Below are 19648 nucleotides of genomic sequence, written 5' to 3'. Positions count from 1 at the left end.
TACCCCCGCGCGCCGCCGGTCAGGATCGGGGCGAAAACGGATTAACGGAGTGAGGGATATCATGCTGCACATCAAACCGGGACTTTTCGCGGCGCTCGCGCTCGGCCTCTCAGCCACGCTGGCACAGGCCGAAACCAAGATGCCTTTCGCGCTGGACTGGAAATTCGAAGGCCCCTCGGCGCCCTATTTCCTCGCTATCGACGAGGGGTTCTATGGCGAGGCCGGGCTGGAGGTCGAAATCTCCGAGGGCAAGGGCTCGCTCGACGCGATCCCGAAAGTGGCAACCGGCGCCTATCCGGTGGGCTTCGCCGATATCAACTCACTGATGAAATTCCTCGACCAGAACCCCGGCGCGCCCGTCACCGCCGTGATGATGGTTTATGACAAGCCGCCCTTCGCGGTGGTCGGCCGCAAGTCGCAGGGCGTGAACGAGCCCAAAGACCTCGAAGGCAAAGTGCTGGGCGCGCCGCCCCCGGATGGCGCCTGGGCACAGTTCCCGATCTTCGCCAAGGAAGCCAGCCTCGACATGGACAAGATCAAGGTCGAACCGGTCGGCTTCCCCACGCGCGAGCCGATGCTGGCCGAGGGCAAGGTCGATGCAGTCACCGGCTTCTCCTTCTCCTCGACGCTCAATCTCAAGCGTCTGGGCGTGGGCATGGAGGACCAGTCGGTGCTGCTGATGGCCGATTACGGCGTGGCGCTTTACGGTAATGCGATCATCGTGAACACGGATTACGCGAAGGCGCATCCTGAAGAGATTACCGGCTTCATCAAGGCGACCGCCGAGGGCTGGAAAGCCGCTATCTCTGATCCGGGCAAGGCGATCGACGCGCTTCTCAAACGCAACCCAGCCGCCGACAAGGATCTGGAGACCGAGCGACTTCAAATGGCAATCGATGCCAATGTCCTGACCGATTACGTCAAGGAAAACGGTATGGGCGGGATCGACGCGGACCGGATGGCCACCGCGATCGAGCAGACGAAAACCGTCTACGAGTTCCAGAACGCGCCCGATGCGGCTCTCTATTTCGACAGCGCGTACCTGCCCGACGCGGCAGAGCGGAAGATCGACTGATCCGACATCCTGCAGGGGCGGGCGCCGTGGATGCACCCGCCCCTATTCTCTGCCTTCTCGCGCCGGACCCTCATGGAAAATCTCATCGACATTCGCGGCGTGACCCACGCCTATCAAACCAAGCATGGCCCCCTGCCCGTGCTCGACCAACTGGACATCCGCGTACCGCAGGGCGAGTTCTGCGCCGTGGTCGGCCCCTCGGGCTGCGGCAAATCCACCCTCACCCGTCTGGTGGCGGGGCTGATGAAACCCGACCGGGGCGAGGTCTGGCTTCATGGCGAGAAGGTCACCAGCCCGCGCAAGACCGTCGGCATGGCGTTCCAGAACCCGGTGATGCTGGAATGGCGCTCGATCATCGAGAACGTGATGCTGCCTCTGGAGATCGTGGCTCCGGGCATGGCGAAATCCGAGAAGGCCGCGCGCGCCGAGCACTTGCTGGAGATGGTGGGCCTGAAGGGGTTCGAGACCAAGCGCCCGTCGGAACTGTCCGGCGGGATGCGCCAGCGCGCCTCGCTCTGTCGCGCCATCGTGCACAAGCCGGATGTGCTGATCATGGACGAGCCCTTTGGCGCGCTCGACAATTTCACCCGCGAGGATCTGTGGCAGACGATGCGCGACCTACGCGCCGCCGAGCCTTTCACCGCCGTTCTGATCACCCATGACCTGCGCGAGAGCGTGTTCCTCGGCGATCAGGTCATCGTCCTCTCGGGCCGCCCGGCGCATACGCAATACGTGCTGGATGTGGACCTGCCGAAGGATCGCACGATCGACGTTCTCTACGAGCCGAAAGCCGTCGAGATGCTGCATCTCCTGCGCGACCAAATCCGGATCGCGCAGCGCCGCGACGCGGGGGTACACTGATGGACGCCAAGAAAATCTTCACCCCGATCCTGTCGATCGTCGCTTTCCTCGCGATCTGGGAATTCATCGTCTGGGCGAATGGCTGGCCGAACTACGTCATGGCCTCGCCGTCGGACCTGCCCGCCGCCTATATGCGCTACTGGAACCTGTTCCTGGTCGATAGCTGGCAGACGCTATGGCGGACGGTAGCAGGGCTTGCGATCTCGATCGTGTTTGGCACCTTCCTCGGCATGCTCATGGGCTTTTCGCGCACCGCGCGCGATGCACTTTATCCGCTTCTGGTGGGCTTCAACGCGGTGCCGAAGGCGACAGTCGTGCCGGTGCTGGCGCTGCTGTTCATCGGCGCGCATGACTTCAACACCGTGCTTATGGCCTTCATGATCTCCTTCTTCCCGATCGCCGTGTCAGTAGGGATCGGCCTGTCCACGCTGGAGCCCGAATATCGCGATATCCTCGGCGCGCTGGGGGCCTCGAAATTCACCATCTTCCGCAAGATCGCCCTGCCCAAAACCCTGCCCGAGTTCTTCGGCGCGTTGAAAGTCTCGGTGACGCTGGCCTTCATCGGCACCAACCTCGTCGAGATCATCTCGCCCCACGGCAAGGGCCTCGGCGCGCTGTTCCTGTCGGGCCAGACCAACGGGGATTACCCGCTGATGTTCGCAGTGCTGATCGCCTTGGCCTTCCTCGGAATCCTTCTCTATTACGCCGTCGTCGCGCTGGAGAAAGTCTTCGCAAGTTGGGCCGAACGGCAGCCGGGGTAAGGGGCGCTGCGCCTTCTGGCTTCGCCATTCAACCCCGGGATATTTCTGCGAAGGGAAAGGGGGCGCGTCGACCGCGCAACGAAAACCGCCCGCACGAGAGAAACGTGCGGGCGGTTTTGCGTTTCAGGTCAGTGACCGGATCAGGTCTTGAAGATCCGGTAGATCGCCGGGATCACGAGCACCGTCAGCAGGGTCGAGCTGAGCAGGCCGAACAAGAGCGAGATCGCAAGACCCTGGAAGATCGGGTCGGCCAAAATCACCACCGCACCGATCATCGCCGCGATCGCGGTCAGCAGGATCGGCTTGAAGCGGATGGCGCCCGCCTCGATCAGTACCTCGATCGGCGATTTGCCCTCATGGCTGCCGTGGCGGATGAAGTCCACCAGCAGGATCGAGTTACGCACGATGATCCCCGCCAGCGCGATGAAGCCGATCATCGACGTGGCCGAGAATGGCGCGTGGAAGATCCAGTGGCCCAGCATGATACCGAGGAAGGTCAGCGGCACCGGCGTCAGGATCACCAGCGGTAGCCGGAACGAGCCGAACTGCGCGACGACGAGGATGTAGATCCCAAGCAGCGCCACGGCGAAGGCTGCGCCCATGTCGCGGAAGGTCACCCAGGTCACCTCCCATTCGCCGTCCCACAGAAGCGTCACGTGGCTTTCGTCCTGTGGCTGGCCATGCAGCGATACGACAGGCTTCTCGCCTTTCGGCCAATCCATGTTGTTGATTGCGTCATCGACGGCAAGCATCCCGTAGAGCGGAGCCTCGAACTTGCCGGCGAGTTCCGCGGTGACCATCTCGGCCTCGCGCCCGTTATGGCGGAAGATCGGATAGGACGCCTTCTCCTTGTCCACGCTGACCACGTCGCCAAGCTCCACGACGCCGCGCGCGCCGGGCAGGACGTTGGCCGGGATCGGCGTCGAGAGCGTTTCCTCGTTCATCACCTTGTTCGATTTCGAACGCTCCATCACGATCGGGATCGGCTGGCGCTCCTGCCCGCGATGGGAATAGCCCACGGTGGTCGAACCGTTCAGCATCCCGAGCGTGTCCCAGACATCGCCTTCGGAGACCGAATAGAACTCCAGATCGTCGGAATTGACCGTGGCGCGCAGCTTGTCGGGCTGGATGCCGAAGCTGTTATCCACGTCGACGATATAGGGCACCTGCTTGAAGGCGTCCTCGATCCGGCGGGCCGCGTCACGGCGCGCCTCGGGCGTGGGGCCATAGACCTCGGCCAGAAGCGTCGCGATCACCGGCGGACCGGGCGGCGGTTCGACCGTCTTCAGGCTTGCGCCTTCGGGCAGCTTGATCGCCTTGATCTTGTCACGGATCTCCAGAGCGATTTCGTGGCTGGTGCGATCGCGTTCCCCTTTCGGCGCGAGTTGAAGTTCGACATCGCCCTGATTGGGCTGCGCACGCAGGTAGTAGTGGCGCACCAGCCCGTTGAAGTTGAACGGCGCGGAGGTACCCGCATGGGTTTGCACCGAGAGCACCTCGGGCAGTTTGGTCACGATCTCGGCCACCTGCTGGGCGACCGCATCCGTACCCTCGACCGAGGTGCCCGCAGGCATATCGACCACGACCGAGAGTTCGGACTTGTTGTCGAAGGGCAGCAGCTTCACCGTGACATGCTTGGTGTAGAGAAGCCCCAGCGAGCCGAAGGACAGCACCGACACCACCAGCAGGAACAGCCCCGAGCGCGCTTTCGTTTTCAGGATCGGGCGCGCCACGGCGCTGTACATCCGGCCGAGCCTGCCGCCCGCATGTTCACCGCCATAGGTGTCGTCATCGCCGTGATGGCCATGCAGCTGCGCCTTGCCCGCGACCTTCACCATCAGCCACGGGGTGATGATCACCGCCACGAAGAAGGAGAAGATCATCGCCGCCGAGGCCACCGCCGGGATGGGCGACATGTAAGGCCCCATCAGTCCCGACACGAACAGCATCGGCAGCAGCGCGGCCACAACGGTGAGGGTCGCGACAATGGTGGGGTTGCCTACTTCGGCCACGGCCTCGATCGCCTTGGTCACGCGCGAGCCGGGCGTTTTCATCGCCCAATGTCGCGCGATATTCTCGATCACCACGATGGCGTCATCGACGAGGATACCGATCGCGAAGATCAGCGCGAAAAGCGACACGCGGTTGAGGGTGAAGCCCATGATATAGGCGGCAAACAGCGTCAGCAGGATCGTCACCGGGATGACCACCGCCACCACGATGGATTCGCGCCAGCCGATCGCCAGCAGCACCAGACCCACGATAGAGATCGTCGCGAGGCCAAGGTGGAACAGCAGCTCGTTTGCCTTCTCGTTCGCTGTCTCGCCATAGTCGCGGGTGACCTTCACCTCGACATTGTCGGGGATCAGCTGGCCGTGCAGCTCGTGGATGCGGTCGAGGACATGCTCGGCCACGACCACGGCGTTGGATCCCGCCCGCTTGGCGATGGCGAGGGTGACGGCCGGCGTGCGCTCGATCTTGCCGTCCGCGTCGCGCTGGACGTTCGAGACGATATGATCCGAGGCATCGGGCACGTAGGAGACCTTCGCGACATCGGCGACATAGACGGGGCGATTGTCGCGGGTGGTCAGCAGGAGCCCCGCGATCTCGGAAGGCGCGGTCAGCGTCTCGCCAGCCGAGAGGCTGATCTGCTTGCCCTCATGGCGGATATTTCCGGTGTTGAAAGCGCGGTTCGCCTGCGTGACCTTGTTAGACAGCTGCTGCAGCGTGACCCCGTAGAGCGCGAGCTTGTCGGGCTCGGGCTCGATACGGATCTCGCTCGTTGCGTCGCCCACCAGATAGGTCAGGCCGACATTCTCGATTTTCGTGACCTCGGTCTGCAATTCGCGCGCGACGCGGGTGAGTTCATCGCTGTCGACCTGCGCGCCGTCCTTGCCGGTCAGCGTCAGCGAGACGATCGCCACATCGTCGATCCCGCGACCCACGATCACCGGATCGGGGATACCCTTTGGGATCCTGTCCATGTTGGCGCGGACTTTTTCATGCACGCGCAGGATGGCGGCATCCGAAGAGGTGCCGACCTTGAAGCGCGCCATCACGAGCGAATAGTCGTCCTGAGTGCGCGAATAGACGTGTTCGACCTCGTTGATTCCCTGCACGATGGTTTCCATCGGCTCGGTCACCAGCTTCATCGCGTCCTGCGCCTTCAGACCCGGGGCCTGCAGGTGGATATCCACCATCGGCACGGAGATCTGCGGCTCTTCCTCGCGCGGCAGAGAGATCAGCGCGACCAGACCGACCGCCACGGCGGCGAGGATCATCAGCGGCGTCAGCGCCGAGCGGATGAAGGATTTCGTCAGACCGCCCGCGATACCCAGCTTGCCGTGGATTTCGTCGTCCTCGGGCATCTCCGGCCCGGTGCCTTGGTTATTGCTCATCGTTCGGCACCACCGTGTCGCCGGCGTTCAGACCGGTAAGAACTTCGACCATGTCCTTGCCATCGCTCGTGACATGCACCCCCGGCACGACCGTACGCAGATAGGTGCCCCCCTCTTCCTTCACGCGGACAAAATCGAGCCCCGTGCGGTTGAAGACGTATCCCTGCGGCACGAGAAGCGCCTCTCGCTCGCCCATCGGCAGCTTCACCAGAAGCCGCGCGCCGACGAAGCGCGAATCCAGATCGGGCACTTCCACATCGGCCTGCACCCGGCCACCCTCGATCTCGGGGTAAATCTTGGCGAGCTTGCCCTCGATCTCCTTCCCGTCGGGATCGGTGATCAGGATCGTGTCGCCGGTGTGCAGCGTGTCGGCGTGGCGCTCGGGGATCGACAGACGCAGGAAAAACCCGCCGCCGCCGATCGTCGCGATCGTCTCGCCGCCCATGATGACGGCATCCTTGGTGACCGGAACGGTCACGACCTTGCCGTCGATCGGCGCCGTAACGGTGCCGAATTCCTGCTGCTGCACATAGACCTTGCGCTGCGCTTTCTGCGCCGCGATCTGGCCCTCGTAGACATTCACCTGCGTCTGCAACTGATCGACATTCTGCGAAGTCGACACGCCGCGGGCCTGCAATTCCTGCCCGCGCTTGAGCTCGGTCTTGGCATTCTCCAACTGCGCTTCGAGCGCATTGATCTGCGCATCAACCGCGCCGATCTGATAATCGAGCGTCTGGTCGGTGATCTTGCCGATCTCCTGACCGGCTTTCACCTCGTCGCCCTCGGTCACGTCCAGCGCGGTGATCGTGCCGGAAATCCGTGCACGCGCCGCGATCGTGTTCTTCGCCTCGACCTGCCCATAGACAGATTTCCAATCGGTCACGACCTGCGGTTCGACCGTGATCGCCCCGTCCTGCGCCAGCGCGATTCCCGGCAGGATCAACGCGGCGAATGCCAATGGCAGAAGCTTCAACGTCATCTCGGGTTCCCTTCCCTTACCGGCGCGCCCCTGCGCCTGCGGTTTTATATTCCGGTTATTGAATATGTATTCACCCGACAGAATACAAGCACCGCACAGTTTCTATTGCCTTGACCTGTGTCATGGCCGCATCGCCGGGGGTTTTCGCTTTCACTTTCATGCGCTAAAGCCGTTCCCGCAACAGTCTTGGAGATGGTGAGATGCACGATATCCGCGCAATCCGCGAAAACCCCGAAGAATTCGACGCGCAACTGGCGCGGCGCGGGCTCTCGCCGCTCTCGCGCGAGATTCTCGCAATGGACGAAGCACGCCGCACGGCGATCCACGCAGCCGAGACCGCGAAAGCCGATCAGAACGCCGCGTCGAAGCAGGTCGGCGCCGCGAAAGCGAAGGGCGACGAAGCCGAGTTCGAGCGCCTGCGCGCGCTGGTGGCCGAGAAGAAGGCCGAAGTGGCGCAGATGCAGACCGAGGCGGGCGAGCTTGACGCGAAGGTCCGCGATTTGCTGATGACGATCCCGAACCTGCCGCTGGCCGACGTGCCCACCGGCGCGGACGAGGACGAGAATGTCGAGGTCAGCCGCTGGGGCACGCCGCGCGCGTTCGCCTTCGACCCGAAGGAGCATTTCGAGCTGTCCGCCGTGGGTGGCGAGATGGATTTCGAGACGGCGGCGAAGCTGTCGGGCTCGCGCTTCGTTGTACTCAAGGGCGGAGTCGCCCGCGTCCACCGGGCGCTCGCGCAATTCATGCTCGACCTGCATGTCGACAAACACGGGCTGTCCGAGAACATCACCCCCGTGCTGGTGCGCGACGAGGCGATGATGGGCACCGGCCAACTCCCGAAATTCGCCGAGGACAGCTATCAGACCACCAACGGCTGGTGGCTGATCCCCACCGCCGAGGTCACTCTGACGAACTACGCCAATGGCGAGGTGATGGAGGCCTCCGCCCTGCCCCAGCGCATGTGCGCCCATACCAACTGCTTCCGTTCGGAGGCGGGCTCGGCGGGCAAGGATACTTCGGGCATGCTGCGTCAGCACCAGTTCGAGAAAGTCGAGATGGTCACGCTCTGCACCCCCGAGACCGCCATCGACGAGCACGAGCGCATGACCAAATGCGCCGAGGCGGTGCTGGAGGCGCTGGAACTGCCCTATCGCCGCATCGTGCTCTGCACCGGCGACATGGGGTTCGGCGCGCAGAAAACTTACGATCTCGAGGTCTGGCTTCCGGGGCAGAACACCTATCGCGAGATTTCCTCGGTTTCCACCTGCGGCACCTTCCAGGCGCGGCGGATGAACGGGCGCTACAAGCCCGAAGGCGGCGGCAAGCCCGAGTTCATCGCGACGCTCAACGGCTCGGGCCTCGCGGTCGGGCGCTGCCTGATCGCGGTGCTGGAGAACGGTCAAGAAGAGGACGGCTCGGTCACCCTGCCCGCATGCCTGCACCCTTATCTGGGCGGCAAGACGCGGCTGGTGGACGGGAAACTGGTCTGACGCTGCGACGCGGCGACGCGAGACTCGGGGCGGGAACGTTGTTAACGTTTCCGTGTACGAAGTGAGTCGCAGGGGAAACTGCATATGTCGGTAACGATCACGCGTAAGCGGGACAGCGTCTTGATGACCCGCATCCTTGAGATCGGCGAGGACCAGATCCCCGAGCAGATCATTGCGATGCGTCGGGAAAAGACGCTCTCGAAACTGATGGCGGAGATCAATGCGGGTGCGCTCTCGGGCTCGACCGAGGAGCGCGCGCGCGCCCGGGCGGCGCTCGATCGGCTGGGCTTTCTCTAAGCCGCGTCCACATCGCCTGAATTAGAAACGCCCGCCGGAGTCTCGATATCCCCCGGCGGGCGTTTTCATTCCAGCTCAGTCGCTCACTCGCCCTTCTTCGCCTCGCGCGCTTTACGCGCCGATTCTTTGTGGGCGGAGCGCTTCTTCGCATCGACGTGCTTTTTCAGACGCGACGGGATCGACTTCTTGCGATCCTTGTAAGGGTTCGTCTTGCCCTGATCGCGCATGTAGAGGCGGATCGGCGTGCCCGGCATGTCGAAGCTCTCGCGCAGGCCGTTGATCAGGTAACGCTCGTAGCTCTCCGGGATCTTGTCGGTATGGGTCGATTTCACCACGAAGCCCGGCGGACGGGTCTTCGCCTGGGTTATGTAGCGCAGCTTGATCCGGCGACCGCCGGGCGCGGGTGGCGGGTGCGCCTCGGTCATCGCGGTCAGCCAGTTGTTCAGCTTCGCGGTCGGCACGCGGCGGTTCCAGACCTCATGGGCCTTCAGGATCGCATTGTGCAGCCGGTCGAGCCCCTTGCCGGTCTTGGCCGAGACGGTCACCAGAGGCGCGCCCTTGAGCTGCGGCAGCAGGCGTTCGAACGCTTCGCGCAGTTCCTTCAGCTTCTCGGGCTTGTCTTCTTCGAGATCCCACTTGTTCGCGGCGACCACGACCGCACGGCCCTCGGTCTCGGCGAAATCGGCGATCCGGAGATCCTGCGTCTCGAACGGAATATTGACGTCGAGCAGCACCACGACCACCTCGGCGAAGCGCACGGCGCGCAACCCATCGGCCACGCTCAGCTTCTCGACCTTGTCGGTGACGCGCGCCTTCTTGCGCATCCCCGCCGTGTCCCAGATCCGCATCGGCGTGCCCATGAAATCGGCCGTGACCGAGATCGCATCGCGGGTGATGCCTGCCTCGGGGCCGGTCAGCAGGCGGTCTTCGTTCAGAATCTTGTTGATCAGCGTAGACTTGCCCGCATTCGGGCGTCCGATCACGGCAAGCTGCAGCGGTTTCGTGGCGGAGGGCGGCTGGTAGGCGGGAATGTCGCCTTCCTCAAGCTCCTCGTCGATGACCACATCCGTGACCGGCGCGTTGGCGGCATTGCGCTCGGCGAATTCGTCCGCCAGCGGCACCAGGGCGGTGTAAAGATCGTCCAAACCTTCGCCGTGCTCGGCCGAAATCCGCAGCGGCTCGCCGAGACCAAGGCTCCATGCCTCCATCGCGCCGGCATCGCCTGCCGCCCCTTCGGCCTTGTTGGCCGCGAGGATCACGTTGGCGTTCTTCTTGCGCAGGATATCGGCGAAAATCTCGTCGGCCGGCGTCACGCCCACGCGCGCGTCGACCATGAACAGGCAGATATCGGCCTCTTCGACGGCGCGTTCAGTCAGGCGCCGCATACGGCCTTGAAGGCTGTCGTCTTCGGCCAGTTCCAGACCGGCCGAGTCGATCACGATGAAACGCAAATCTCCCAGACGCGCATCGCCCTCGCGAAGGTCACGCGTGACGCCGGGCATGTTGTCGACAAGCGCGAGTCGCTTGCCGACAAGCCGGTTGAACAGCGTCGATTTTCCGACATTCGGGCGGCCCACGATGGCCAGGGTAAAGCTCATGATGCCCTCCTTGGGCGGTCGTAAGCGGCCCCCTTACACCCTAAAGGGCTCACTGAAAAGCGTGCAGTTTCCCATCGCCGCCGACGACGTAGAGGGTGCGTCCCGCCACGACCGGATCGGTCGCAGCCCCGCCCGGGATCTTCGCCTGGCCGATGAGGCTGCCGTCGATCGGGCTGAACACGCGCAGAACGCCGTCGGAAGACGCGACGAACAGCTTGTTGCCGGCAAGAACGGGCCCGTAGCTCGCGACGATGTCGCGCTGACGCTTCGGCTTGTCCTTGGTGTAGTACGGCAGATCCTTCGACCAGATCTGATCGCCGGTCTTGGCATCAAGCCGCACGATCTTGCCCTGATCCGAAACGAGGAAGATCGAGCCGCCCGCAACCTGCACGGGGCTGTTGGCCCCTTCGGTCGCGGTCCAGATACGATCGCCGGAATTCACGTCGAAGGCCGCCAGCTTGCCCGCCGAGGAGCCCGCGTAGACGGTATCGCCCACCACAACCGGATCGCCCGTCAGATCGACGATATTGGCATAGCCCACGCCCGGACGTGCGCCCGGCACTTTGGAGTTCCACATCTGCATCCCGCTTTGCGGCAGAACGCCGCTCAGGAAGCCCGAGGAGAACGGGAAGATCACCATGCGGTCGGTCACCGCGGGCGAGGAGACGCCGGTCATGCCCGAAGCGGACGGCGCACCCGGCACCTGCCAGATTTCCTTGCCGTCGCTGGCGCGGATCGCCCAGGCCGAGGAGTCGCGGGCGACCACGTAGACCACGCCATTCTTCACGGTCGGCGCACCGCCGATGCCTGCGTCGAAATATTGCCGCCACTTGATGCCGCCGGTGGCCGCGTCGATCGCGACGAGCTCGGCGAAATCGGACGTCACGTAGACCGTGCCGTTGGCATAGGCGATCCCGCCGCCCGAGGCGTCGCCCTCGCGGTCGCCGGGCGGCGTGATGTCGGCCTGCCAGACGCGCCCGCCATTCGTCGCGGTTGCGGTGACGCGGGCCTGGCTGTCTAGGGTGTAAATCTTGCCACCGCCCACGATCGGATCGGCGGTGATGCGGTAGCGGCGCGCATTGCCCGCACCAATATCGGCGGACCAGACCGGCGTCGTGCCGTTTCCGATCGCCGCGTTGAACAGGCTATGGGTCGCGGAACCCGCACGTTGCGGCCATTCTGCATTGCTCACCTGACGTGGAAGCGAGATCGGCAGCGACTGCTGGGCGGGCGCATCAGCCAGCGGCAGCCCTTCTTCGGCGCGCAGCGCGTCGCGGGGCGAGAGACGCTCGCCGGGGAGGATGGTTTCCTTGGTACAGCCTGCCACGAAAGCCGCCACACTCAGCACGCAGATCGTCTTGCTCAGCTTCACGCCTGTTCCCCCTGCCTGTCTCGGCTCTCTTGCAGCTCCTGCGCATCCGAAAGGCGCGCCGGTTCAACCCTTTACTCTTGCAGTGCCGGAGCGCCCTGCCCCGGCTGGGTCGGCACTTCGCCACCCAGCGCCACAATCAACTCTGTCGCGCGTTGTTGCAAGCCCGGCGTGAGGCCGGCGTCCTCAAGAATCTGCTGAGCGATCGAGATTGCGCCCTCCTTGTCGCCCGAGGACAGGGCCGCCGCCGCCTGCTGCTCCATTGCCAGAAGGCGGTAAGGCGCTCCGGGGGTGGCCAGTTCCTGCAGCGTCGCGTCGCGTTTGGCGGCGTCCATCTTGTCGCCCGCCGCGATCACTGCCTTGAGCTTGGCGAGATCGCTGATCGAAGCCGGCAGCCCCGGCTCGGCGCTGACCGCATCGAAGAACTTGATCGCCTCGTCGGGCTTGCCCGCCTCGATAGCGGCGTCGCCCTGCATGATCTTGAGAACCGCGGTGCGGCCGGGACCGTCGGGGGTGATCTTCGCGAGGTCCGCGCCCGTGGTGTCGCCGTTGACGGCAGCCATCACCATATCGCCGAAGGCGCGCGCCTCGGCTTGCGTTTTTTCCTTCTGCCACGCGTTCCAGGCGGTGCCGCCGACGATCGCGATGATGATCACCGCGCCGATCCAGCCCCATTTCTTGAACGCCGCCCAGAGCTTGTCCTGACGCACCGCCTCGGTGACTTCGTCGATGAAACTGTCGGTATCACTCACGCGCGGGTCTCCTCGTAGCTTTGGCGCCCCTCTTACACGGCTCCCCGGGCGCTGCCAAGGGCCGCACGGACCGCTCCGGTCCGCGCATCGCTGAGGAATGCAAGCCTTGAGATCACGCCTCGCTCTCGGTAAGTTGAACTCTGCGGTTCAGTCCCCAATTAAGGCGGAACGCCGCGCCCATTTACAGGAGCCCGCCGATGCGTCCGGTCCCGATCCTCAACGCGATCCTCGTTCTTGTCGCGCTCTACCTTCTGGTGTTCGAGCGCGACCGCCTGATGGGCTATCTCGGCGATGCCGCGACGCCTGCCGAGAAAGCGCAGCAGGTAGAGGAGACCGGCACCCCCGCCGTGCCGGTGCAGGCGATGGTCTCGACCGCGCAGCCGCTCGACCAAGGCGTTCTGACGCGCGGGCAGACCGAGGCTGCGCGCCGCGTCGAAGTGCGCGCCGAGACGACGGGCAAGGTAATTTCCGAACCGCTGGGCAAAGGCGCGCAGGTCGAAAAGGGACAACTGCTGTGCAAGCTCGACCCCGGCACGCGCCCGGCCGCACTGGCCGAGGCGCAGGCACGGCTGACCGAGGCCCGGCTGAACGCCACCGCCGCCGAGAGGCTGAAGGAAGGCGGCTACCGCTCTGAAACCGCAACCGCTTCCGCGCAATCGGCGCTCGAAGCGGCTACCGCCGCCGTCGAGGCCGCGCAGACCGAATTGGCGCGGCTCGAAATCACGGCGCCCTTCGCCGGGCTGATCGAGGAAGATACCGCTGAACTCGGCTCGCTACTCTCGGCGGGCGGGCTTTGCGCCACCGTGATCCAGCTCGATCCGATCAAGCTGGTGGGCTACGTCCCTGAAACCGAGATCGACCGTGTGCAGTCCGGCGCGATGGTCGGCGCACGGCTTGCGACCGGGCGCGAGGTGATGGGCAAGGTCACCTTTGTCTCGCAATCGGCGGATGCCGCCACGCGCACCTTCCGGATCGAAGCCGAGGCGCCCAATGGCGACCAATCGATCCGCGAGGGCCAGACGGTCGAGATGATCGTCGCCGCCGACGGGACCAAGGCTCATTTCCTGCCCGCCTCCGCGATGACGCTGAACGATCAGGGCAAGCTGGGCGTGCGGCTGGCGGTGGACGGCGTGGCCCGTTTCGCCCCGGTAGACTTCCTGCGCGACACGCCCGAGGGCGTCTGGCTGGCTGGCCTGCCGGAAAGCGCCACGGTGATCGTGGTCGGGCAGGACTACGTCACCGAGGGCTCGCCCGTGGCCGTGACCCTCGTCGATCACGCGCCGGGCGATGCGGCCAAAGACACGCCCGACCCCATGACGCCCGCGCCGCAAACCGATGGCGGTGCCGCAGACGCCACCGACGGGGCCGCGCAATGACCGGCATCGTCGATTGGGCCGCGGCGCGCGCGCGGATGGTGATCGCCTTCGTGGCGATCTCGATCCTCGCGGGGCTGACCGCCTATCTGAGCCTGCCCAAGGAGGGCGAGCCGGATATCGAGATCCCGATGCTGTTCATCTCGGTCCCCTTCCCCGGCATCTCGGCCACCGATTCCGAGAAGCTGCTGGTCAAGCCGATGGAGACCGAACTGGCCGGGCTCGACGGTCTGGACAAGATGACCGGCATCGCGAAGGAGAATTACGCGGGGCTCATGCTCGAATTCGACTTCGGCTGGGACAAGACCAAAATCCTCGCCGATGTCCGCGACGCGATGAACACCGCCGAAGCGAAATTCCCCGACGGCGCGGAGAAATATTCGATCAACGAGATCAACTTCTCGGAATTTCCGATCGTCGTGGTGACGCTGTCGGGCAATGCGCCCGAGCGCACCCTGCAAAAGCTCGCCCGCGAGTTGCAGGACGAGGTCGAGGGGCTGGAGCCAGTGCTGGAAGCCCAGATCGCAGGCCAGCGCGACGAGATGCTGGAAGTGGTGATCGATCCGCTGAAGCTAGAGGCCTATAACGTCACAGCGCCCGAGTTGATCAATGTCGTCCAGGCCAACAACCAGCTGATCGCGGCGGGCGAGGTCGAGACCGATGGGGGCGCGTTTTCGGTGAAGATCCCTGCGACCTTCGAGACCGCGCAGGATGTCTACGCCCTGCCGGTGAAGAAGAACGGCGAAAGCGTCGTGACACTCGGCGATCTGGCCGATATCCGCCTGACATTCGAGGATCGCACCGGCACCGCGCGCTTCAACGGCGAGCCGACGGTGGCGCTGCAGATCGTCAAGCGCAAGGGCTACAACGTCATCGACACGGTGGACCTGCTGCGAAAGACCGTGGCCGAGGCGGAGAGCCAGTGGCCCGAGCCACTGCAACGCGCGGTCGATGTCGGCATCTCGCTCGATCAGTCGAAAACCGTGGGCGCAATGGTCAGCCAGCTCGAAGGCTCGGTGCTGACCGCGATCGCGCTGGTGATGATCGTGGTGCTTGCGACGCTGGGCACGCGCTCTGCGCTCTTGGTGGGCTTCGCGATCCCGACGTCGTTTTTGCTGACTTTCCTGCTGCTGGGCGCGATGGGCGTGCCGATCTCGAATATCGTGATGTTCGGCCTGATCCTCGCCGTGGGGATGCTGGTCGATGGTGCGATCGTGGTGGTGGAATATGCCGACAAGCGTATTTCCGAGGGCTCCGGCCCGATGGCCGCCTATACGGAAGCCGCGAAACGCATGTTCTGGCCGGTCGTCTCCTCCACCGCGACGACGCTCTGCGCCTTCCTGCCAATGCTGTTCTGGCCGGGCGTGCCAGGCGAGTTCATGGGCATGCTGCCGGTCACGATCATCTTCGTGCTCTCGGCGTCGCTGGTCGTGGCGCTGATCTATCTTCCTGTCGTGGGCGGCGTCGCGGGCCGCGTGAGCCGACGACTGGATAACGGGGCCGCGCACCTCAAAGGGCGCCCCTATTGGCTGCGCCTGCTTCTGGCCCTGGTCTCCGCCGCACTCGTGTTCCTCGGCGCGCTGCTGACGCTCAACCCGGCCTTCTTCACAGGCACGCATACCGCCTCGGGCGATCTGCTGGCCTCGCTGCCCGGCGTGATCCTCTTCGTGCTCGCGGCGATGCTCAGCTCGATCACCTTCACGGCGGCCAAGCCCCAAGGCAAACCGAAGCCCATCGATGCGGGGTATCGCCGCCGCCCCTTCGGGCATTTCACCGCCGCCATCGCAGGAAATCCGGTGATGCCGCTGATCGTGGTCGCGGTGATCGTGGCGGGCGTATTCATGACCTTCGGCTATTACGGCAAGAACAATAACGGCACCCAATTCTTCACCGATAGCGAGGTGGAACAGGCGATCGTCTATATCCGCGGTCGCGGCAACCTCTCGCTGACAGAGAAGGACGCGCTCCTTCAGCAAGCCGAGAACATGGTGATCGGCACGCCCGGCGTCGGCGCGGTCTTCTCCTTCGCGGGCGAAGGCGGGCTGAACCAGAACACCGGCGGCGCGCAGACCCCGCGCGATACGATCGGCCAGATACAGATCGAGATGATCCCCTGGGAAGAGCGCAAGAACGATCCTTCGCTCGATGGCGATGTGGTGATGGAGAAGATCATGGCAAAGATCGCCACCATCCCGGGGATCCAGTCCGAATATCTCGCGCAGGATCGCGGGCCGTCCTCGGGCAAGCCGATCCAGCTGCGGCTCGAGGGCAATGATTTCGCCGCGCTCGATCAAGCGGTGCGGAAGGTCGAGGCGCATATGGCGCAGATGAAAGGCGTGACCGACATCGAAGACACGCGCCCCCTGCCCGGTATCGACTGGGTGATCGACGTGGACGTCACTCGCGCGGGCCGCTTCGGCGCGGATGTGGCGACCGTCGGCGGCATGGTGCAGCTGGTCACGCGCGGCATCCTGCTCGACACGATGCGCGTACCATCGTCGGACGAAGAGATCGAGATTCGCGTGCGCCTGCCCGAGGAAGACCGGGTGCTGTCGACACTTGATACGCTGAAGCTGCGCACCTCCGAGGGGCTGGTACCGCTTGCGAATTTCATCACTCGCACGCCGCAGCCGAAGATCGGGCAGATCGATCGGATCGACCAGACCCGCTTCTACGACATCAAGGCCGGCGTTCAGGAAGGGCTCACCAACGAAGACGGGCAGCCGATCACAAGCAACGAGCGGATCGCGGCGCTTGGGAAGTGGCTCGAGACGGAGGCCGCGCTGCCGCCGGGCGTCAGCTACGAATGGTCAGGCGATCTGGTCGAGCAGAACGAGAGTCAGGATTTCCTGATGACCGCCTTCGGCGGCGCGCTGGCGCTGATGTTCGTGATCCTGCTCGCGCAGTTCAACAGCTTCTACAATTCGGTGCTGGTGTTGCTGGCGGTGATCCTGTCGACTGCGGGCGTGCTGATCGGGATGCTTGTGATGGGCCAGCAATTCTCGATCATCATGACCGGCGTGGGCATCGTCGCGCTGGCCGGGATCGTGGTGAACAACAACATCATCCTGATCGACACCTATCAGGAATTCTCGCGCTACATGCCCGAGATCGAGGCAATCATCCGCACCGCTGAGGCGCGTCTTCGGCCCGTGCTGCTGACCACGATCACCACGATGGCGGGGCTCGCGCCGATGATGTTCGGCCTGTCGCTCGACTTCTTCAATGGCGGCTATTCGATCGACAGCCCGACCGCGCTCTGGTGGAAGCAACTGGCGACGGCGGTGGTGTTCGGGCTCGGCACCGCGACGGTGCTAACGCTTGTGCTGACGCCCGCGCTGCTTGCGCTTCGCGTCTGGTTCAAGACCGGTGCCTACCGCTCGACCCGCGCGCTTTCGGCGCTGATGCAAGGGGCTGACAGCCGGGCTGCGCGCGATCTGGCGCTGGAACGCGCGATGCGCAAGATGCGTGGCCGCGAGATCATCTGGGATGACGATGCGCCCGAAGGCGGCGTGAAGCCGCATCTGGTGACACGGCCCGACGCGGCGGAGTGAAGCTGCGGAAATGCCCGGGCCGCGCCCGACCCTCCCCCCGGGCAGGCGCATTGGCGATGTCAGCGCGAGTACGCCTGACTTACGGGCTTCCAAGATAAAGCGCCAAGCCTCGTCGGGATGGCCGCGCCCACCCAAGGGTAAGGCGCCGCCCTTCACGCGTTACGCCGCCCCCTGCTCCGCCTCGTCTTCCTCTTCCGCCGATTGCCGCGCCCACATCGAGGCATAACGCCCGCGCTGCGCCAGCAACTCCTCGTGGCGGCCGCGTTCGACGATTTCGCCCTTGTCGAGCACGAGGATCTGGTCGGCATCCGCCACCGTCGACAAACGGTGCGCAATGGTGATCACCGAGCGCCCCTCGCCCATCGCCTTCAGGCTCATCTGGATGTCGCGCTCGGTCTGGGTATCGAGCGCCGAGGTCGCCTCATCGAGCAACAAGATCGGCGGGTTCTTCAGAATCGTGCGCGCGATGCCAACCCGCTGTTTCTCACCGCCCGAAAGCTTCAGACCGCGCTCGCCCACCGCCGTGTCATAGCCTTCCGGCAGGCTGGTCACGAAGTCATGGATCCGCGCCGCTTTCGCAGCCGCCACGATCTCCTCGTCCGTTGCATCGGCGCGGCCGTAAGCGATGTTGTAGCGGATCGTGTCATTGAACAGCACGGTATCCTGCGGCACCACGCCGATCGATTGCTGCAGGCTTTCCTGCGTCACGTCGCGCAGGTCCTGACCGTCAATGCGGATCGCACCGCCAGTCACCTCGTAGAACCGGAACAGCAAACGCCCGATCGTCGATTTGCCCGAGCCCGAGGGCCCGACCAGCGCCACGGTCTGCCCCGCAGGCACGTCGAAGGAAATCCCCTTCAGGATCGGCCGCGTCGGGTCATAGGCGAATTCGACCCGGTCGAAACTGATATGCCCGCCTTTCACTTTCAGAACATCGGCACCCTCTTTGTCCTGAATTTCGGCCGGTTGCTGCAACAAATCGAACATTTCGCCCATATCGACGAGCGCCTGCCGGATCTCGCGATAGACCGTGCCGAGGAAGCCCAGCGGCATGGTGATCTGGATCATGTAGGCCTGCACCATGACGAAATCGCCGACCGTCAGCGTACCCGCCTGCACCTGCATCGCGGCCATGATCATCACCGTAACCAGCCCGATCGTAATGATCAGCGTCTGGCCGGCATTGAGCGCCGCGAGCGACTGGCCGGTCTTCACCGCCATCGTCTCGTAGCCCTTCATCGACTCGTCGTAGCGGTCCGCCTCGCGCTTGGCCGCACCGAAATACTTGACCGTCTCGAAGTTCAACAGGCTGTCGATCGCCTTCTGGTTCGCCGCCGTGTCGGCCTTGTTCATCTCGCGCCGGATGTTCACGCGCCACTCGGTGACCTTGAAGGTGAACTTGATATAGGCCGCGATGGTGACCAGCACGACCGCCGCGTAGCGCCAGTCGAACACGACCGCGAAGATGATCGCCACCAGCGTCAGTTCGACGATCAGCGGGCCGACTGAGAACAGCATGAAGCGCAGCAGGAACTCGACGCCTTTCACCCCGCGCTCGATGATCCGGCTGAGGCCGCCGGTCTTGCGGGTGATGTGATAGCGTAAGGAGAGCTGATGCATATGGGTGAAGGTCTGCAGCGCCAGATGGCGCAGCGCGCGTTGCGCCACCTTCACGAAGATCGCATCGCGCAGCTCGCCGAAGGCCACCGTCATCAGCCGTGCGACGCCATAGGCCACGGTGATCGCCACCGCCCCCATGCCCAGTGCCCAGGCCGCCGAGGTTCCCTCGCCCGAGAGCGCGTTGACCGCCTCGCGATAGACGAAGGGCGTTGCGACCGAGATGATCTTGGCGAAGACCAGCATCACCATTGCGAAGACGACACGCCGCTTCACCCACGGGGCTTCATGCGCCCAGAGATAGGGCAGCACCGCGCGGATCGTGCGCCAACCTCGGGCGCGCTCCTCGGCATTCATCTTGCCCTTGGTCGTGATCTGTGCCGGAGGCATCGCGCCCTCCTCTTCCTCTTGACGAAAATATCCCGGGGGCTCCCGTCAGGGAGCGGGGCAGCGCCCCTCCACGGGTGGAACCTGCGCGCAACCTACTCGGCGGCGCGAAGGAGTCCAGCCATGCAAGCGGTGTG

13 protein-coding genes are annotated in these 19648 nt (G+C 64.4%); 7 read left to right on the top strand and 6 right to left on the bottom strand.

Going from position 1 to position 19648, the window contains the following annotated elements; all coding sequences use genetic code 11:
• The first annotated feature begins 61 nt into the window (after nucleotides 1-61).
• The 3 genes from BMG03_RS07385 to BMG03_RS07375 all read left to right on the top strand — a co-directional run bounded on the left by BMG03_RS07385 (nucleotide 62) and on the right by BMG03_RS07375 (nucleotide 2697).
• Entirely contained in the window at nucleotides 62-1075 is a 1014-nt protein-coding gene (locus BMG03_RS07385) for an ABC transporter substrate-binding protein (protein ID WP_075776055.1), read from the top strand.
• 72 nt (nucleotides 1076-1147) lie between these two features.
• Nucleotides 1148-1936, top strand: a complete 789-nt coding sequence (locus BMG03_RS07380; protein WP_075776056.1) for an ABC transporter ATP-binding protein — start codon at nucleotides 1148-1150, stop codon at nucleotides 1934-1936.
• Nucleotides 1936-2697, top strand: coding sequence for an ABC transporter permease (locus tag BMG03_RS07375; RefSeq protein ID WP_075776057.1), 762 nt, complete (start codon nucleotides 1936-1938; stop codon nucleotides 2695-2697). The genes BMG03_RS07380 and BMG03_RS07375 overlap by 1 nt, the downstream gene beginning before the upstream one ends.
• Before the next feature lie 140 nt (nucleotides 2698-2837).
• On the opposite strand, the gene BMG03_RS07370 is transcribed toward BMG03_RS07375, so the two are convergent.
• Together BMG03_RS07370 and BMG03_RS07365 are read right to left on the bottom strand one after the other, a co-directional pair.
• Complete coding sequence (locus tag BMG03_RS07370) at nucleotides 2838-6095, bottom strand: efflux RND transporter permease subunit (protein ID WP_244271012.1); 3258 nt, start codon at nucleotides 6093-6095, stop codon at nucleotides 2838-2840.
• Nucleotides 6085-7074, bottom strand: coding sequence for an efflux RND transporter periplasmic adaptor subunit (locus BMG03_RS07365; protein ID WP_075776059.1), 990 nt, complete (start codon nucleotides 7072-7074; stop codon nucleotides 6085-6087). The genes BMG03_RS07370 and BMG03_RS07365 overlap by 11 nt, the downstream gene beginning before the upstream one ends.
• 200 nt (nucleotides 7075-7274) lie before the next feature.
• Between BMG03_RS07365 and serS the strand changes: the two genes are divergently transcribed.
• Entirely contained in the window at nucleotides 7275-8564 is a 1290-nt protein-coding gene (gene serS / locus BMG03_RS07360; RefSeq protein WP_075776060.1) for a serine--tRNA ligase, read from the top strand.
• Between the two features lie 123 nt (nucleotides 8565-8687).
• Nucleotides 8688-8861, top strand: a complete 174-nt coding sequence (locus BMG03_RS07355) for a hypothetical protein (RefSeq protein WP_157771566.1) — start codon at nucleotides 8688-8690, stop codon at nucleotides 8859-8861.
• Nucleotides 8862-8944: 83 nt separating this feature from the next.
• Here the strand turns inward: BMG03_RS07355 and der are convergent, their stop codons facing one another.
• The 3 genes from der to BMG03_RS07340 all read right to left on the bottom strand — a co-directional run bounded on the left by der (nucleotide 8945) and on the right by BMG03_RS07340 (nucleotide 12580).
• Nucleotides 8945-10459, bottom strand: a complete 1515-nt coding sequence (der, locus tag BMG03_RS07350; RefSeq protein ID WP_075776062.1) for a ribosome biogenesis GTPase Der — start codon at nucleotides 10457-10459, stop codon at nucleotides 8945-8947.
• A 49-nt stretch (nucleotides 10460-10508) separates the two neighbouring features.
• Nucleotides 10509-11831 (bottom strand): outer membrane protein assembly factor BamB family protein, encoded by a 1323-nt coding sequence (locus BMG03_RS07345; RefSeq protein ID WP_075776063.1) that lies wholly within the window; start codon nucleotides 11829-11831, stop codon nucleotides 10509-10511.
• A 71-nt stretch (nucleotides 11832-11902) separates the two neighbouring features.
• Nucleotides 11903-12580 (bottom strand): hypothetical protein, encoded by a 678-nt coding sequence (locus BMG03_RS07340; protein ID WP_075776064.1) that lies wholly within the window; start codon nucleotides 12578-12580, stop codon nucleotides 11903-11905.
• Nucleotides 12581-12777: 197 nt separating this feature from the next.
• Here BMG03_RS07340 and BMG03_RS07335 point away from each other — a divergent pair, with 197 nt between their 5' ends.
• Both BMG03_RS07335 and BMG03_RS07330 read left to right on the top strand, forming a co-directional pair.
• Nucleotides 12778-13956 (top strand): efflux RND transporter periplasmic adaptor subunit, encoded by a 1179-nt coding sequence (locus BMG03_RS07335; RefSeq protein WP_075776065.1) that lies wholly within the window; start codon nucleotides 12778-12780, stop codon nucleotides 13954-13956.
• Nucleotides 13953-17507: an efflux RND transporter permease subunit gene (locus BMG03_RS07330; RefSeq protein ID WP_075776066.1), complete on the top strand. Its 3555-nt coding sequence runs from the start codon at nucleotides 13953-13955 to the stop codon at nucleotides 17505-17507. The genes BMG03_RS07335 and BMG03_RS07330 overlap by 4 nt, the downstream gene beginning before the upstream one ends.
• Before the next feature lie 159 nt (nucleotides 17508-17666).
• Here BMG03_RS07330 and BMG03_RS07325 read toward each other — a convergent pair whose 3' ends face one another.
• Complete coding sequence (locus BMG03_RS07325; protein ID WP_075776067.1) at nucleotides 17667-19514, bottom strand: ABCB family ABC transporter ATP-binding protein/permease; 1848 nt, start codon at nucleotides 19512-19514, stop codon at nucleotides 17667-17669.
• Nucleotides 19515-19648: the final 134 nt, after the last annotated feature.

Origin of the sequence: Thioclava nitratireducens, from assembly GCF_001940525.2 — a bacterium.
Lineage (GTDB): Bacteria > Pseudomonadota > Alphaproteobacteria > Rhodobacterales > Rhodobacteraceae > Thioclava > Thioclava nitratireducens.
This window is presented reverse-complemented; position numbering and strand designations above follow the sequence as displayed.

Coding starts and splice junctions, on each gene's coding strand:
- BMG03_RS07335 (WP_075776065.1), top strand. CDS start 12,778: ATGCGTCCGGTCCCGATCCTCAACGCGATCCTCGTTCTTGTCGCGCTC.
- BMG03_RS07325 (WP_075776067.1), bottom strand. CDS start 19,514: ATGCCTCCGGCACAGATCACGACCAAGGGCAAGATGAATGCCGAGGAG.
- BMG03_RS07380 (WP_075776056.1), top strand. CDS start 1,148: ATGGAAAATCTCATCGACATTCGCGGCGTGACCCACGCCTATCAAACC.
- der (WP_075776062.1), bottom strand. CDS start 10,459: ATGAGCTTTACCCTGGCCATCGTGGGCCGCCCGAATGTCGGAAAATCG.
- BMG03_RS07365 (WP_075776059.1), bottom strand. CDS start 7,074: ATGACGTTGAAGCTTCTGCCATTGGCATTCGCCGCGTTGATCCTGCCG.
- BMG03_RS07370 (WP_244271012.1), bottom strand. CDS start 6,095: ATGAGCAATAACCAAGGCACCGGGCCGGAGATGCCCGAGGACGACGAA.
- serS (WP_075776060.1), top strand. CDS start 7,275: ATGCACGATATCCGCGCAATCCGCGAAAACCCCGAAGAATTCGACGCG.
- BMG03_RS07375 (WP_075776057.1), top strand. CDS start 1,936: ATGGACGCCAAGAAAATCTTCACCCCGATCCTGTCGATCGTCGCTTTC.
- BMG03_RS07330 (WP_075776066.1), top strand. CDS start 13,953: ATGACCGGCATCGTCGATTGGGCCGCGGCGCGCGCGCGGATGGTGATC.
- BMG03_RS07385 (WP_075776055.1), top strand. CDS start 62: ATGCTGCACATCAAACCGGGACTTTTCGCGGCGCTCGCGCTCGGCCTC.
- BMG03_RS07355 (WP_157771566.1), top strand. CDS start 8,688: ATGACCCGCATCCTTGAGATCGGCGAGGACCAGATCCCCGAGCAGATC.